A 15784-nucleotide genomic window follows, 5' to 3' on the forward strand; every position below is an offset into this window, starting at 1 on the left:
TGACAGGGTAAGCCCGGATTGCAGCACCTATTCTGCAGCCGGGCATTTTTTATTTTGTTTTGGTATTCTGACTTTTACCCCTTACATTCCCTTTGCTGTTATCCCCGCTGTTTTCAAGAGCGATTTCCATTTGATTATGCCCTGCTTCAGGGGAGCTTTGGTTGCGGCTGCCCTTATTGTATTTTTTCGTCATGTTCTTCACCCCTTCCCGCTTCTTTAGTAGTTTGGCATCAGGTTGGTAAATCATACAGAGGAGAAGCCAGCCTGATGATAGAATAGTTAAAAGTAGACAATTTAACGGGGTGAGAGAAATGAGTATTACGGTAAGAAAAACAACCAGGGAAGATGCGGAAATTCTGAGAAATATGTACGCACATTATTTGCATGATTTATCAGCGTATACGGATAGCCTTAAGGAGAATTCAGCTGGCACATACGAATTTGATTCCTTTTCATATTTTTGGGAAAAAGAAGGTGTAAATCCCTATTTTATCGTCGATGACGGTGAAAATGCAGGGTTTGTCCTTTTGCTTGAACCTCCTTTTACTAAGCATATTCAATATGTAATTAATGACTTTTTCCTTTATAAACGTTTTAGGGGAAAAGGAGCTGCAACCAGAGCAGCAAAGAAGATATTTGAGTTAAGACCCGGAAGTTATTTTGTAGCCCAACTAGGAAAAAACGAACATGCGATCAAATTCTGGCATAGTATCTATCGGTCCCTTTCTATCCCCTACAAGGAGTATGAGGACCAAGAAGGCACTGAAAAAATCATTTGCCAGGAATTTTATGTTCCGGTCTGACCGATTTAAAAATGAAAATTCAGGGGATGGGAGTTGCTGAAGAATGGATGAGCTTAAAGAACTTCGGACGATATTTAACGCACACCGCAATCCTGAAAATGCAGCGGGAATGAAAAAATATATGAAGGACTTATTCCCGTTCATAGGGTTGAAGATGCCGGAGCGGAAAAAGCTCGAGAAGGAATTTTATGATAGGACAAGCATATTACAAAAGCCCTTTAACCCCATATTTGTCGAAGAATTATGGAAGCTGCCTGAACGTGAATACCAATATGCTGCGCTTGGATACTTAGAAAGATACAGCAAAAAGCTGGGCCCGGATTCACTTCTCTTCTTAAAATGGCTGATTACTACAAAATCCTGGTGGGATACGGTAGATACTCTTGCCTCAAAGCCGGTTGGAATACTGGCAAAGAAGTATCCCGAAATCCAGGCAGAAATGGACAAGTGGGCAGTTTCTGAAAATATGTGGCTACGCCGTACATCCATTTTGCATCAGCTTAAATATAAAAACGAAACAGATCAAAAGCGATTATATACATACATACGGGAGAATACAGGGAGCAAAGAATTTTTTATACAAAAGGCAATTGGCTGGGCACTTAGGGAATACTCAAAAACGAACCCAATATCGGTGAAAGAGTTTATCTTAAGTACAGAGCTTGCCCCACTTAGCAGACGGGAAGGGTCGAAGTATTTGGACTAATACACAGAAACCATCAATCAAAGCCTTGAAACAGGATATACAGGAACAAATGAGGTAGAATGGCAGGGATGAAAAAGGCGGAACGCCGCTTTACGATTGGAGAGAAAACATCATGATTAAATGTGTTGCATCTGATATGGACGGTACCCTTTTAACATCGGGGCAGGAAATTACCAAGGAAAATCGGGAGGCTATTAAAAAGGCTAGAGATATGGGTGTGGAGTTTGTTGTTGTGACCGGCCGCTCCTATCTTGAGGCGAAATTTGTTCTCGAGGAGGCTGGGATTCAATGCCCTGTTATTTGCGTTAATGGAGGGGAAGTGCGCTCTGAAGAAGGAGTTGCAATTGCATCAAATCCGTTGAGTATTGAAAAAGCCCGAGAAATAGCCGAACGCCTGGAGAAAAGCGATGTTTATTTTGAAGTATATACAAATAAGGGCACCTTTACCGATAGCTATGATCAGGCAGTTACCATCATGTCCGATATCCTTCTAACTGCCAACCCGGAGGCGGATGTTGAAAAAGTGCTTGCTGCCGCGGAAGAAAGATTCCATAAAGGACTGGTAAAGAAGGTTGATACATATCGCCCTCTATTTGATGGAGATGGAGCTGAGATACTAAAGTTCCTCGCATTCTCACTTGATCAGAGCATGTTGGCCGAAGCGAAAGAAGAGCTATCAGCGATCCCGGGAATTGCTATTAGCTCCTCAGGCGCGGAAAATATTGAAATTACGTCGATTGATGCACAGAAAGGGATCGCGCTTGAGGCCTTTGTTAAGAATCGAGGCATATCTTTAGAAGAGACGATGGCCCTTGGCGATAACTATAACGATATTTCAATGTTTAAAAAGGTCGGTATATCAGTTGCCATGGGAAATGCACCTGACGATATAAAATCCGTATGTTCGCATGTTACGTCAACCAATGAGGAAAATGGTGTTGCGAAGGCAATTGAAAAAATAATCACAATATAGTAGGGTCGGCCGCACCGCGTAAAGGCGTGGAGATGTTACACATTTAAAGCAGAGGGAGCTGTAACCAATGAGAAGATGGATTGGCGCGTTGGCGCTTATAGCCGTTATTTTGGCTGCATGCACACCGGATAGTGAACCTGGGACTAGGAACGAGGCTGCCCCTGGCAAATCCGATACTGATTCGGAGCCCGCTGTTACTCAAGGGGTAGAAGTCATTGCAGAGAAATTGAAGGTTCCCTGGTCTATAGCGAAGGCAGAGGATACCTTTTTTATTACAGAGCGGCCAGGTTCAATTGTGAAAATTGAGAATGGAAAGGTAGTGAGGCAAAAGGTTGAATTGAAAAAAACTCTATCAGATGCCTCCGAAGCTGGATTGCTTGGCTTTGTCCTGAACCCTGACTTTCCTACGGAATCTTCTGCGTTTGCTTACTATACGTATACGGATTCTGGTGGCCAAAAGAATCGAGTCGTTGTCCTATCCTATGACGGCAGTGCGTGGAGGGAAGAGGAGACACTTTTGGACGGTTTACCTAGCGGTCCTGTGCACCATGGCGGCAGGCTTGAAATAGGGCCTGATGGGAAGTTGTATGTCACTGCAGGTGATGCTTCAAATCCAGAAACTGCCCAGGACCCAGCAACGCTTGGCGGCAAACTCCTTCGCATGAATTTAGATGGAAGTATACCATCTGACAATCCTTTCCCTAATTCCTATGTATACACCTATGGCCATCGAAACCCGCAGGGGATTACCTGGCTATCGGACGGGAGTATGTATGCTAGTGAGCATGGACAGTCTGCCCATGACGAAATTAACAGGATAGCGGCGGGCAAGAATTATGGTTGGCCAATCATTATTGGCGATGAGCAGAAGGAAGGAATGGAAACCCCACTCTTCCATTCCGGCAACGAGACGTGGGCGCCCTCTGGTATGGATACAGATGGAGAGAGGCTATATGTCGCGACATTGAGGGGCAATGCAGTCCGCGAGTTCGATATCAATGCAGGAACAACAAGGGTGTTAATCAACAACCTTGGCCGGATTCGTGATGTCCTTGTCGATAGTAATTACTTATACTTTGTTAGTAATAATACGGATGGGCGCGGGAATCCTGGCGAAAAGGATGATAAGCTCTACCGCATTCCGTTAAAAGAATTGCAGTAAGGCCGTACTTAATTAGCTTGTGTTCCAATATCTGCAAAAGCGAAGCCTGCCTCATAAAGTTGGCAGGCTTCTTGGTTATTCTTTTGAGGTACCAATCCCATTCATAATAAAATGAATGGTTCGCTCCATTTCGGCTTCATCATCCCAATAGGCCTCGGGGATAATCAGGTATTTTGCTATGAAAAAACCAATGATGGACGATGCGGTCAGCCGCAGTGCGCTGGGTGCTGGTATATCAATGATTTCCCCCTTTTCCTTATAATAGTCAGCAAGTCTGGCAAACCGTTCATACAATTTGGATGCCACATGCTCCTTGAATTGTTCGCGCAGTTCCGGCTGGAATGGGATTTCCTGAACAAGAATCCGAATGATCTGGCTGTTTTTTTCAAAGAATTCCCTGCGGTTAATGAACATGGCTCGAAGGAACTCTTCATATGTTTCAAACCGTTTGTTTAGGACCTTATCGAAGTCCCTAATGACAAAGGGAGCGACGAGACGGGCCATGACTGGTGAAACAATATTGATTAACAGCTCTTTTTTTGTTTTATAGTGGCGGAAAATGGTTCCTTCTGCAACGCCAGCCTTTTTTGCGATTTCATTAGTTGATGTTGCCGCAAAGCCTTTTTCGGAGAAAGACTCGATGGCAGCAATCAGGATTTTTTTTTGCTTTTCGGTTAGTTCACCATCTTCAAAAAGATCTTCAATGGACATGTCTATCTCATTCATGCTTCTCCCGCCCCTTTCCTATATTTTTCTGTGCTTCTTAATGGCGACACTATTTAAAACCATGAACAGGACAGACAACCCAAACAGTAACAGCAAGTCAGGATAAATCTCCTCTATCCCATACCCTCTTACCATTACATCCCGCATTGCGTCCGCGGCATAATAGAGAGGAGTTAATGGCCCAATCCAGCTTAGCCATTCAGACATTGTCTCAATATTAAATAACCCCGAAAAGAATACCTGTGGGACGATCACGAGAGGAATAAACTGGATAATCTGCATCTCGTTGTTTGCGAAAGCCGATAGTAAGGTACCCAACGTCAGTGCAGTAAATGAAAGCAACAATGTTGTCAGCAAGACAAGCAGGAGCGATCCTTCCATAAGCATATCAAGTACATATATCCCGTACCATGAAATAATCGCAGCCTGGATGGTTGTAAAAATGCCGAATCCTACAACATAGCCAATGACAATTTCCCAGCGCCTTAATGGGCTTGCAAGCAGCCTTTCCAATGTTCCACTAGTCCGCTCGCGCAGAAAGGATACCCCAGCTATTAAAAATACAAAAAAGAACACAAAGTATGCAAGCAGGACAGGTCCAAAATAATCGAACTGACTCATAGAATCGGAACCGTGCAAATACTCAACAGTAAGTTCCTGTGTTTCAGTTTCAGGCATGACTGGAGCAAAAGCATGCTGAACCCAAAGCATAAATGCCCTGTTTGCAGTCGGATCACTCCCTTCGAGTACAATCGAAGGTCTATTATCTTTCACTTCAAGATATCCGTCCAGTTCTCCATCTTTTAGAGCTTGTTCAGCATTGGAGATAGAATCAAAGTCTTTTACTTTAGCATCCGAAAGGTCTAATTGATCCTTCAACTGTTCAGGAATTCCAATCAATCCAGCTTTCGGAACATAATCCTTCCCATTAAAAACAAGGTTGAGCATCGTCAGGATTAAAATTGGAGCGAGAATCATTAAAGCCATTGTCCGTTTGTCCCGGAAAAATTGCTTTAGAATCCGAATGATTAGAGCACGTATTCTCATTAGAATGCACCCCCGTAAACAAGAAATGCATGTTCAATCGTGTCTGACCCGGTATTTGCTTTTAGTTCAGCAGGAGTACCAATTGCAATCAGTTCGCCATTTCGAATCATCCCTAAGCGGTCACATTTCTCTGCCTCGTCCATTACGTGGGTTGTGACTATGATGGCAGTGCCTGAATCCTTCAAATGGTAAAACTGATCCCAAATAGTTTTCCGAAGAACCGGGTCAATTCCTACGGTTGGTTCATCAAGGATTAATAGCTTCGGTTCGTGCAGCATCGCAGCAGCCAGGGAAAGCCGGCGTTTCATTCCCCCTGAAAAGGCGGCTACCGGTTTGTTTAAATCATCAGTAAGCTGGACCATGTTCATGACCTCTTTAATCCGTTCTTGCCGTTCTTTCCCCTTAAGCCCATATAGTGCAGCAAAAAATTCAAGGTTGTCCTTTGCTGATAATTCATTGTAAAGGGCATCGGACTGAGACATATATCCAGCCATTTCAACAAGATTGAGCGAGGGCATTTTTTCACCGAACAACCAATTCTCCCCTTCAGTTGGAGTTTCAAGGCCGATCAACTGGCGGACTATTGTTGTTTTTCCTGCCCCTGAGGGACCAAGCAGGCCAAAGATTTCACCTGGCATGATTTCCAAATTAATATTTATTAAGACATTCTGGTTGCCAAAGGTTTTCGAAACATTTCTGATAGAAACAATCGATTCGTTGCTCATCTGTTCTCCCCCTCTTTCCATATATAGAAGAGTGAGTAATCACTCATTTATGACTCTATTATATGTCAGGGGGGCTAAAAAATGAAGTGAGTAATCACTCACTATTTAATTATACTTTTCGACAAACAGCCTCCAACTAAAATTAGCTAGAGGCCATTATAGATTTCTATCTCTTTTTTCTGCAGGACATTGATGGGCTTTCATTAATAATCCCGTGGGACGAAGAAATAAGCACATTTTCGAAGTTGTTGCATGTTCTTCTCCTTATTGTGCCGTTTTAACCTCATATTCCATTTCTTTCGTAGTTTCTTCCTCGCCATTCTTAATTGTCATTATTATTTTATATTTACCAGCCATTGGAATTTTTACTGTACCAGATTAGATACCGTCCTTTTCTTCTTTAAAATTTGTTTGAGAGGCACCATGAGCCATTTTGACCATATCGGTTTTAGCTGTTATTTTAAGGCCGCTTACAGGCTCATCTCCTTCCAGCACTCTTATTGTAAAAGGAACTTCTTCATTTGAAACATATAGCGGCTGCATGAGTGTTATCGTGTAGTTTGGCCCGGAACTGCACCCAGCCAGAAAGGCAATGAGGAGCAAAGGCATATAGATTTTTTTTAGCATCGAAAATCCTCCTTTAATGGCTTAAGTTTACCTTTTTGCACGGATTTTGCCTACCATAGGTTTACCACTTTAGTGGGTTTAGAAAGCGGCAGTACAGGAGAAACCTTTAAGGAAAAAAGATATAATGATAGAAGGGTAAAAGCAAAAGTAGATAAAGAGGTGAAGCGATCTTGGCGGACTTTGAAGCAAGTGTAATCATCAGAAAGCCAATCGAAGAAGTATACGAGTATGTTAGTAATATGGAAAATATGTCGGAATTCATGCCCAATGTTGTCAAGATAGACAAGCCAAGTGATGGGTTTTTGATGCCGGGCGACAAAGTACTCGAAACGCGGATGATTCGAGGCCGCGAAACGAGGAATGAGTTAGAAATTGTTGAAAATGAAAAGAATAAGCATTTTTCCTACCGGAGCGATATAAATGGACTTCAGTCTACTTACAGATACAGATTTAGTGAAGCGGATGGAGGAACAAAAGCTCACTTTGAAGCAATCATTAAAACGACTGGCCTGAGAATGAGGATTACCAAAAGGTTCATTGTTGATATGCTAAAAAGAGAAGACGGGAACCAAATGAGCTATTTAAAAGATGCACTGGAAGGAACTGGACCGACACTATAAATGGCACAAAAGAAGTAAAACCGGATAGCTAGGCTGTCCGGTTTTCGTTTAATCCATTTTATAGGTCCAGAATCGCTCATTATTGACCCAGACCATCATTGCAGGGTCCTGATTCTTTAATTTTTCTTCCATATCCTGAATAGTCCATGAGGTTTGAGATTTATGTGCCTTTATCGCTGCTAATTTAATATCGGCGACTGGAGTGATATCGTATACGATATCCGCTTCGCCCAGCTCATCAATGCAATTATTTGAGAATGCGACACAATGCAGCTTTGGTCTCTTTTCCTTTGGAATTGCCTGGACAGCACGGACTACAGCCCTTCCGGTTGCATCATGGTCAGGGTGGACGGAGTATCCTGGATAAAATGAAATAATTAGTGAGGGATTGGTTTCATCGATGATAGAACCAATGTTAGCTGCAAGCTTTTCCTCATCCTCAAATTCAACCGTTTTATCCCTATATCCGAGCATGCGAAGATCCTGTATACCAAGAACTCTCGCTGCCTCCTGAAGCTCTTGCCGGCGTATTCCGGGTAAGGATTCCCTTGTTGCAAAAGGGGGATTTCCCATGTTCCGTCCCATTTCGCCGAGAGTGAGGCAGGCATAAGTCACAGGGGTCCCCATTTTTACATGGGAAGCGATAGTCCCTGATACCCCAAATGCCTCATCGTCCGGGTGAGGAAAGACTACAAGCACATGTCTTTCTTTATCCATACTATACTCTCCTCCATAAGCAGGCTGGTCTGCGATACCAGCTTGCTCAGTTTTTTATTGCCACTGATTGAAAAGTTTTATTGGCGATGTTTTAGTGTTTTTCGACAGTCAAAATGTGCCCAACAAGGTTTATTGGCAATGTTTCAGCGCTTTTCGACAGTCAAAATGTGCCCAAAAAGCCGTATTGGCGATGTTTCAGCGCTTTTCGACAGTCAAAATATGCTCAATAAGCCGTATTGGCGATGTTTCAGTGTTTTACAACAGTTGAAATGTGCCCAATAACATATATTAGCAAGGTTTCAGGAGCTTGTGTTCCTGTTCTTACTCAAACGGTGTGGGGCTAATCTCTAGGGTAACGGCAAGCTTTCCGCTAAAGTCGTGGCCTGCCAATAGCAGTCTCCCCTTTTCATCCACTTCGTAATGTGTGATTCCTTCTGCATATATCCAGCCAAGCGGGATTTTTAAGCCTACCCTATAGGGGCCATTTCCAGTAATCTTCCCATATTCATATTGGACTTTGGCATTGCGGATATAGGCGCCTGAGGAAAAGAACGACTGATCATTATGTGTTGCATAGGCACCATTAGTCGTTTCAAGATGGATATACACTTCCTTGCTGCAATAATTGTTGATTGCAGCCTGAACTTTATCTAATAAGACCGGTCCCAAAAGGATTCCCCCTTCCGGCAGCTATCTGCCCTTTTTGATTCTACAGTTTTAATATTGTTTATCATACTAAAGTTGGCCTTGAAAAGCGAAACGCATGCACTTCTTTTTCAGGTAAACGATTAAAAAAAGCCTGGAAATTTTTCCAGGCCTTTTGTTGCTAGTTGTTTTACAATGAGTTTCTATAGGCGCCGTGCCAGACAGGTCCAACATACTGGTTAAGCTGGAATCCTTCATGGATAGCTTCGGTAATGAATAACTTTGCTGTATCGATGGCTGATTGAACGTCCATCCCTTTAGCAAGTCCGGCTGTAATAGCTGAAGAAAATGTACATCCTGCACCATGGGTATAGGTTGTACCAATTTTCGATGTTTTGTATAAATGATAGTTCTTTCCATCGTATAGGAGGTCAATCGCTTCGCCTTCGTAATCGAATTTGCTCCCGCCCTTAATGACTACATATTTTGCACCCTGTTCATGGATAATCGCTGCGGCTTCCTTTAATTGATCCATTGAACGGATTGGTCCGGTCTTGGCAAGCTGCCCAGCCTCAAACAGGTTAGGAGTGACAACAGTCGCAATCGGGAGAAGCAGCTCGCGCATAGCATCTGTTGTTTCAGGATTAAGGACTTCATCCTCGCCTTTACAGACCATAACCGGATCAATTACAACTTTATCGAGCTTGTTTTCTTTAATTACTTTTTCAGCTAGTTCAATAATTTCAACAGTGCCAAGCATCCCTGTTTTCATGGCATCAATCCCAACAGAAAGGATTGTATCCAATTGTTTTTTCAAGGTATCGATTGGCAGAGGGTGTACCTCATGATTCCACCCATCAGGCTTCATGGTGACAACTGTTGTCAAAGCAGTCATGCCATAAACGCCAAGCTCCTGAAATGTTTTTAAGTCGGCTTGAATTCCAGCGCCTCCGCTTGTATCAGAACCGGCAAGAGTGATTACTTTTTTAATCGACATAAATACTGCCTCCTTTAACAGGTCATCCAGGGTGATTACTACTAGCAATCCCCGGGTCTTCACCTACGTATCTTTCTCATTTTACTCAGTTAAAACCCCCTTTGTAAAGAGAATGAGACTTGATGTCAACACACAGTTTATGACAGCTGTTCACTTAACATATAAAAATGAAAGTTTTATTGGTAGGCATTTCTGATTTGTTACGATATTGTGTCTAACACATGTAGACGTGATAAAAATTACTGCGGAAAATGTTCATCCCGATTACTCTATGTATACGGGGGGAAGGTTTGCAGAGCAGCAATTGTTGTAAGCGCTAGCATTTGAAGGTTGGATATTTAATTCTATCTTCACGTTATTAATCTTTAGCAGTCACAAAATGTACAAAACTTAGACACAAAAGCGCAACCAATCTGTCAAATTAAAACCACTTTTTCGGCTCTTTTTATTATAAGTTTTAATAGTCGATCTTGTACCAGCCTTGATTTGCAAGGGTTTTCAAAATAGACTCCCAATTTCCGGGAGGGTGATAAATATCACTGCTGTATTCGGCCGAGGTTTCTACAATGAAGATAGGTAAAATGGTGCCGGACGGAAAAGGAGGAAGGACAATGAACAGAAAAAGCTGTCCTGAGGAATATCCGATCAATCTTACAGTCAACGGTTATGAAATTGCCGTTTTTCAGCTTACGAAATCTGATTTAGAAGACTGGGTGTATGGCTATCTCTTCTCGGAAGGGATGATTGACATAGCGGATGATGTTGAGAAAGTGGAGTTTCACGAAGGTATGGCAACGCTCGAAGTTACATTGAATAATTCTTTTGATGGAGACAAGATGTTTTCAAAAAAGAAGCATTACACTGCTGGGTGCGGCCGTGGAGTAACCTTCTTCTCAATGACAGATGTAAAGGAATTTGGAAGAAATAATTCAACTAAGAACTACCCTTTAAGTTATTTATTGAAGAAACGTGCTGAATTTGCGCAAGCTTCGGAGCTCTACCTGGAAACAGGAGGCATGCATGGAGCATGCATCGTTGATGAAGCTGGCAATATGGAGATCCGGGAAGATATCGGGAGACACAATGCTGTCGACAAAATCATTGGCCATGCAATTCGCAATCGGCTTAATCCGGAAGATTTGATTCTCCTTACTACAGGGCGCGTGTCATATGAAATGCTATCCAAGGCAGCAAAGTTTGGCTTCGCCGTCATCGGCTCTAGGACAGCTGCAACAAAGCAGGCCATCCAGTTAGCCAAATATCTAAATATAGAAGTAGTAGGCTATTTAAGGGGGAAAATGGCTGTAATTTATACTACTGCAGGCAGGGTCCACAGTGACCTTCGAGAATCCGTTGTTGCTGCAGAATCGAATTGAAAGGGGGAATCGCGCAGGGGAAATCTTTGTCGGTGATACTGATTTTTCGGGGAATTAAGGGATGCTTTAGTTAATTAAGGGAAGGAGACAGAGAGATGGTTGAAATCAACCTGAATCGCCGGCAGTTCTTGAAATTGTCAGGCGCTACAGCAGCTACATTGGCCATCGTTGAGCTTGGGTTTGACGAAAAGAAAGCCCATGCACAATCGAAAGAGCTGAAGACAGCCAATGCAAAAGTAACACCAACCATTTGCTGCTATTGCGGCGTAGGGTGCGGAATCCTTGTCCACACAAAGGACAACACTGTTGTATACACAGAAGGGGATCCAGACAACCCAATCAACGAAGGAAAACTTTGTTCAAAGGGAACAACCCTGAGACAGCTTTATACCTCAGAAAAGCGTGTGTTGAAGCCGCGCTACCGCGCACCGGGCAGCGATACATGGGAAGAAAAAGATTGGGAATGGATGTATGAAACAATCACAAAGCGTGTGAAAGAAACCCGCGATGCTTCTTTTGTTGAAAAAGAAGATGGTATGACAGTTAATAAAACAGAGAGAATTGCAAGCGTAGGCGGTGCCGCGCTCGACAACGAAGAAGTTTATCTTCTGTCCAAATTGATGAGAGGGCTTGGCGTCGTATATCTCGAACACCAGGCACGAATATGACATAGTTCTACGGTTGCCGGTCTGGCACCTACATTTGGTCGTGGAGCAATGACTAACCATTGGAATGATCTGCAATATACTGATTGTGCGTTAATTATGGGGGCAAACCCTGCGGAGAACCATCCGATTTCGTTCAGGTGGCTGACAAAGGCAAGGGAAAATGGAGGAAAAATTGTCTCTGTCGACCCACGCTTTACAAGGTCTTCAGCATTGGCTGACGTCTATGCGCCGCTTCGCTCTGGAACCGACATCGCATTCCTGGCTGGGATGGTCAATTATGCAATGGAAAAAAACCTAATCCACAAAGAGTATGTTGCTAACTATACAAACGCTTCTTTCATTGTGAAAGATAGCTATGATTTTAACGATGGCCTATTCTCTGGCTATGATGAAACTAAAAGGTCCTATGATAAAACCCTTTGGGCTTTTGAAAAAGACAAAGATGACAACTTCGTCAAGGATTTGACACTTGAACATCCGCGTTCTGTCTATCAGTTGATGAAGAAACATTATTCCCGCTATACAGTCGACAAAATTGTTGAAGCCACAGGAACTCCTAAAGAAGATTTCCTAAAAGTCTGCGAAGCATTTTGTTCAACAGGGAAAGTTGGAAAATCTGGCGTCATCATGTACGCAATGGGCATCACCCAGCATACAGTTGGTTCCCAAAACGTGCGTGCAATGGCAATCTTGCAGCTTCTATTGGGTAACGTTGGTATTCCGGGAAGCGGCTTGGCTGCAATGCGCGGAGAATCAAACGTTCAGGGATCAACCGACTTTGGCCTCCTTTACGGGGATCTCCCAGGCTATGTTGGGACGCCAAAATCTTCTGTGCCTGAACACGCAACACTGGCGGGATACAACGAAAAAGAAACACCTAAAGCTGGCTACTGGAGCAATAAGCCTAAGTTCCTTGTCAGTATGCTGAAAGCCTGGTATGGCCCGAATGCAACGAAAAAGAACGAATTCTGCTATCAGTATCTGCCAAAAGGCAATAAAAACTATTCGCATATCAACCTGTTTAAAGCAATGTACGACAAACAGCTTGATGGAGCATTCCTGTTTGGAACCAACCCGGTTGTCGGCGGCCCGAATGCCGGAGAAGAGAAGAAAGCACTAGGCAACCTGAAATGGCTTGTCGCAGTTGACCTGTGGGAAACTGAATCCTCCGCGTTCTGGCAAAAGGAAACAGGAGCAAATCCTTACGATATCGCAACGGAAGTATTCCTGCTGCCTGCCTGTGCTTCATTTGAAAAAGAAGGATCTGTTTCGAACAGCTCCCGCTGGATGCAGTACCGCTGGAAAGCAATCGAGCCAAAAGGTGAATCGAAAGCAGACCTTGAAATCATTCATGAGTTCGCAACACGAATCAAGGCTCTTTACAAAAATGAAAACACACCAGCTGCAAAGCCAATCAATGCGCTTTATTGGAATTTTGGCGAAGGCCATCACCCTGATATTGACTTGGTATGCCGGGAAATCAATGGCTATGATGTGAAAACCGGAAAACAGATTGCCGGATTTGGCGACCTGCTTGATGATGGTTCCACTTGCAGCGGAAACTGGATTTACAGTGGATTTTATCCGGAAGAAGGCAACCGTGCCAAAAACCGTGATAACAAAACTGGAGGCAAACACTTCCTGAACTGGTCATACGCTTGGCCAATGAACCGCCGTATCCTGTACAACCGCGCATCTGCCGATTTGAACGGCAAGCCATGGAGTGAAGAAAAGGCAGTTATCCATTGGGATGCAGCCCAGAAGAAGTGGGTCGGGGACGATGTGCCAGACTTCAAGGCAGTTGTATCCCCATCAGAACCAGGCGGAAAAAATCCGTTCATTATGGTGGCAAATGGCCAGGTTGCGTCAATTTTTGCTTCAGCCATGAATGAAGGGCCGTTCCCAGAGCATTATGAGCCATTTGAAAGCCCAATCAAGAACCCATTCTCAAGCCAGGATTTGAACCCAGCAGTCCAGATTTTTGACGGCGACTTTAACAAAAAAGGTGACAAAGAGAAGTTTCCAATTGTCGCTACAACATACCGTGTCAGCGAACACTGGCAATCCGGTTCAATGACTAGGAACCAGGAATGGCTCTCTGAAATTGCTGCCCATATGTTTGTTGAAATCAGTGAGGAACTGGCAAAGGAAAAAGGCATCAAGGGCAAGGATAGAGTCATTGTAACGTCAGCGCGCGGTGAAATTGAAGCGTATGCGATGATTACGAAGCGCTTTAAACCATACACAATCCAAGGCAAAAAGGTCCACCAGATCGGCATGCCATGGAACTTTGGTTACAAAGGATACGCAACCGGGGATTCAGCTAACCGTTTAACGCCGCATATCGGTGATGCAAACACAACGATTCCTGAGTATAAAGCATTCCTTTGCGACGTAAGGAGGAAGGGCTAATGCCGGAATATGTAAAATATGTTGACGTCACCAAATGCGATGGCTGTAGGGCTTGCATGGTCGCCTGCAAAAACTGGAATGACCTTCCTACAGAGGATGTAACGTACCAAGGCAGCGTCCAGTCCCATCCTAAAGTAACGGCCGATACATGGAATGTGCTGGAGTATATCGAGCATGAAAATTCAAAAGGACATCTTGACTATCTGTTCCGCCATTCTGCATGTTTCCATTGTACAGATGCCGCATGTGAGAAGGTTTGTCCTGAAGATGCCATCTCCTATACAGAATTTGGAACAGTTGTTATCGATCATGAAAAGTGCGTAGGCTGCGGATATTGCGTCCAAAACTGCCCATTCGACGTGATTTCCCTAAAGAATTATATTGATAAAAACGGTGATGAGTACCGTAAGGCCAACAAATGTACAATGTGTACTGACCGTATCGAAGAAGGCATGCAGCCAGCATGTGTCACTGTCTGCCATACGGGCTCGATGGAGTTTGGCGACAAAAATGAAATGATCAAAAAGGCAGAAAAGCGCGTGACTGAAATCAAGGAACGCTATCCGAATGCAATGGTTTACAACCCACAGGGAGTTGGCGGTACTCATACAGTGTATGTACTTGCCGAGAAGCCGTCTGTATACGGATTGCCTGAAAATCCGAAGGTACCAACCTCCGCAGTACTTTGGAAAGACTATGCCCAGCCACTCGGCAAAATGGCGCTTGGTGCAACTACCATGGCCCTTGTTGGTGCATTTGTAACAAATAAGATTTTCAGTAAAAAAACTGAAGAAGCTGAGCATAAGAATGGTGGTGAAGGCCATGAGTAAACCGCAATTGAGGGATGTTAAAGTTCGCCGTTTCCCATTGGCATTTGTCTGGGCCCATGCGATCAATGGTATAGCCTTCTTTGCTCTATACATTACGGCTCTGCCTATGTATACCGAATTCTTTGACTGGCTCTATCCAGTTTTCGGAGGTCCTGAGGGCGCACGTTTGCTGCACAGAATTTTCGCTGTGGCTTTCATAGCGCCGACCTTTATCCTATTAATCTTCAGCCCGAAGTGGTTTATGCTCTGGATGAAGGAATTAATAACCTGGAAAAAGCGTGACATAGCGTTTTTTGGAAACTTCGTCAAAGAATTGTTTGGCTTAAAGTTTGATCATGTCAAACAAACATTCTTTAACGCAGGTGAAAAAATTAACTCGATTCTCCAGATCTTCTGTGCAATCCTGGTCATCGGTTCCGGCTTCACAATGTGGTTTCCAGAGTACTTCCCTAAAGCACTTATTCAATGGGGATACTTCCTTCATAATGTCGGCTTTGCGATTGGAATAGCGGTTATTGTCGGACACATTTATCTCAGTGTTATCCACAAGCACTCACGCCCAGGCTGGACTGGCGTAGTAACCGGAAAGGTTCCTGCATGGTGGGCTAAAGGCCACTACAGTGACTGGTATGATGAAGAAGTGGAAAAGGGCAACTTCCCCGACCTTGATAAGCTGGACAAGAAAAAACACAAAGGTGCATAATAAGAGTAAATACATGTATGCGCTTTTAATAGAAACAAAAAAGGGGA

The 15784-nt window shown here is 43.6% G+C and carries 17 protein-coding genes; 9 read left to right on the forward strand and 8 right to left on the reverse strand.

The genetic code is table 11. The features are described from left to right. Positions 1–49: 49 nt before the first annotated feature. The gene (locus tag AM500_RS25730; protein WP_197282652.1) at positions 50–193 is read right to left on the reverse strand and encodes a hypothetical protein; all 144 of its coding nucleotides are present in this window, start codon (positions 191–193) and stop codon (positions 50–52) included. 118 nt (positions 194–311) lie between these two features. Between AM500_RS25730 and AM500_RS01560 the strand changes: the two genes are divergently transcribed. The 4 genes from AM500_RS01560 to AM500_RS01575 all read left to right on the forward strand — a co-directional run bounded on the left by AM500_RS01560 (position 312) and on the right by AM500_RS01575 (position 3644). Beyond that, positions 312–803, forward strand: a complete 492-nt coding sequence (locus AM500_RS01560) for a GNAT family N-acetyltransferase (RefSeq protein WP_053597629.1) — start codon at positions 312–314, stop codon at positions 801–803. Between the two features lie 43 nt (positions 804–846). Then, entirely contained in the window at positions 847–1509 is a 663-nt protein-coding gene (locus tag AM500_RS01565) for a DNA alkylation repair protein (protein ID WP_053597630.1), read from the forward strand. Between the two features lie 112 nt (positions 1510–1621). Further along, positions 1622–2482, forward strand: a complete 861-nt coding sequence (locus tag AM500_RS01570) for a Cof-type HAD-IIB family hydrolase (RefSeq protein WP_053597631.1) — start codon at positions 1622–1624, stop codon at positions 2480–2482. 67 nt (positions 2483–2549) lie between these two features. After that, entirely contained in the window at positions 2550–3644 is a 1095-nt protein-coding gene (locus tag AM500_RS01575; RefSeq protein WP_053597632.1) for a PQQ-dependent sugar dehydrogenase, read from the forward strand. Between the two features lie 75 nt (positions 3645–3719). Here the strand turns inward: AM500_RS01575 and AM500_RS01580 are convergent, their stop codons facing one another. From AM500_RS01580 to AM500_RS01595, 4 genes are all read right to left on the reverse strand, one after another. After that, a complete protein-coding gene (locus AM500_RS01580; RefSeq protein ID WP_053597633.1) occupies positions 3720–4370 on the reverse strand; it encodes a TetR/AcrR family transcriptional regulator in 651 nt (216 codons plus the stop codon). An 18-nt stretch (positions 4371–4388) separates the two neighbouring features. Beyond that, positions 4389–5417 (reverse strand): ABC transporter permease, encoded by a 1029-nt coding sequence (locus tag AM500_RS01585; RefSeq protein WP_053597634.1) that lies wholly within the window; start codon positions 5415–5417, stop codon positions 4389–4391. Then, positions 5417–6142 carry an ABC transporter ATP-binding protein gene (locus AM500_RS01590; RefSeq protein WP_053597635.1) on the reverse strand — a complete coding sequence of 242 codons (726 nt, stop codon included), beginning with the start codon at positions 6140–6142 and terminating at the stop codon, positions 5417–5419. The genes AM500_RS01585 and AM500_RS01590 overlap by 1 nt, the downstream gene beginning before the upstream one ends. A gap of 378 nt (positions 6143–6520) precedes the next feature. Continuing rightward, positions 6521–6769, reverse strand: a complete 249-nt coding sequence (locus AM500_RS01595; RefSeq protein ID WP_053597636.1) for a hypothetical protein — start codon at positions 6767–6769, stop codon at positions 6521–6523. A gap of 170 nt (positions 6770–6939) precedes the next feature. Here AM500_RS01595 and AM500_RS01600 point away from each other — a divergent pair, with 170 nt between their 5' ends. After that, positions 6940–7389, forward strand: coding sequence for an SRPBCC family protein (locus tag AM500_RS01600; protein WP_053597637.1), 450 nt, complete (start codon positions 6940–6942; stop codon positions 7387–7389). Between the two features lie 48 nt (positions 7390–7437). Here AM500_RS01600 and bshB2 read toward each other — a convergent pair whose 3' ends face one another. The 3 genes from bshB2 to pdxK form a co-directional block, all read right to left on the reverse strand. Further along, a complete protein-coding gene (gene bshB2, locus AM500_RS01605; protein ID WP_053597638.1) occupies positions 7438–8106 on the reverse strand; it encodes a bacillithiol biosynthesis deacetylase BshB2 in 669 nt (222 codons plus the stop codon). Positions 8107–8427: 321 nt separating this feature from the next. Beyond that, positions 8428–8775: a YojF family protein gene (locus tag AM500_RS01610; RefSeq protein WP_053597639.1), complete on the reverse strand. Its 348-nt coding sequence runs from the start codon at positions 8773–8775 to the stop codon at positions 8428–8430. Between the two features lie 166 nt (positions 8776–8941). Beyond that, positions 8942–9748 carry a pyridoxine/pyridoxal/pyridoxamine kinase gene (gene pdxK / locus AM500_RS01615; protein WP_053597640.1) on the reverse strand — a complete coding sequence of 269 codons (807 nt, stop codon included), beginning with the start codon at positions 9746–9748 and terminating at the stop codon, positions 8942–8944. Between the two features lie 611 nt (positions 9749–10359). On the opposite strand from pdxK, the gene fdhD reads away from it, so the two are divergent. The 4 genes from fdhD (at position 10360) to AM500_RS01640 (ending at position 15737) form a co-directional block, all read left to right on the forward strand. Continuing rightward, on the forward strand, positions 10360–11124 hold the full coding sequence (gene fdhD, locus AM500_RS01620; RefSeq protein WP_053597641.1) for a formate dehydrogenase accessory sulfurtransferase FdhD: 765 nt from the start codon (positions 10360–10362) through the stop codon (positions 11122–11124). Positions 11125–11228: 104 nt separating this feature from the next. Continuing rightward, positions 11229–14204, forward strand: coding sequence for a formate dehydrogenase-N subunit alpha (gene fdnG, locus AM500_RS01630; protein WP_156319900.1), 2976 nt, complete (start codon positions 11229–11231; stop codon positions 14202–14204). Continuing rightward, positions 14204–15034: a 4Fe-4S dicluster domain-containing protein gene (locus AM500_RS01635; RefSeq protein ID WP_053597644.1), complete on the forward strand. Its 831-nt coding sequence runs from the start codon at positions 14204–14206 to the stop codon at positions 15032–15034. Before fdnG ends, AM500_RS01635 begins: the two co-directional genes overlap by 1 nt. Continuing rightward, positions 15027–15737, forward strand: a complete 711-nt coding sequence (locus AM500_RS01640) for a formate dehydrogenase subunit gamma (protein ID WP_053597645.1) — start codon at positions 15027–15029, stop codon at positions 15735–15737. Before AM500_RS01635 ends, AM500_RS01640 begins: the two co-directional genes overlap by 8 nt. The last annotated feature ends 47 nt before the right edge of the window (positions 15738–15784 follow it).

Origin of the sequence: Bacillus sp. FJAT-18017, assembly GCF_001278805.1 — a bacterium.
Classification (GTDB): domain Bacteria; phylum Bacillota; class Bacilli; order Bacillales; family Cytobacillaceae; genus Bacillus_D.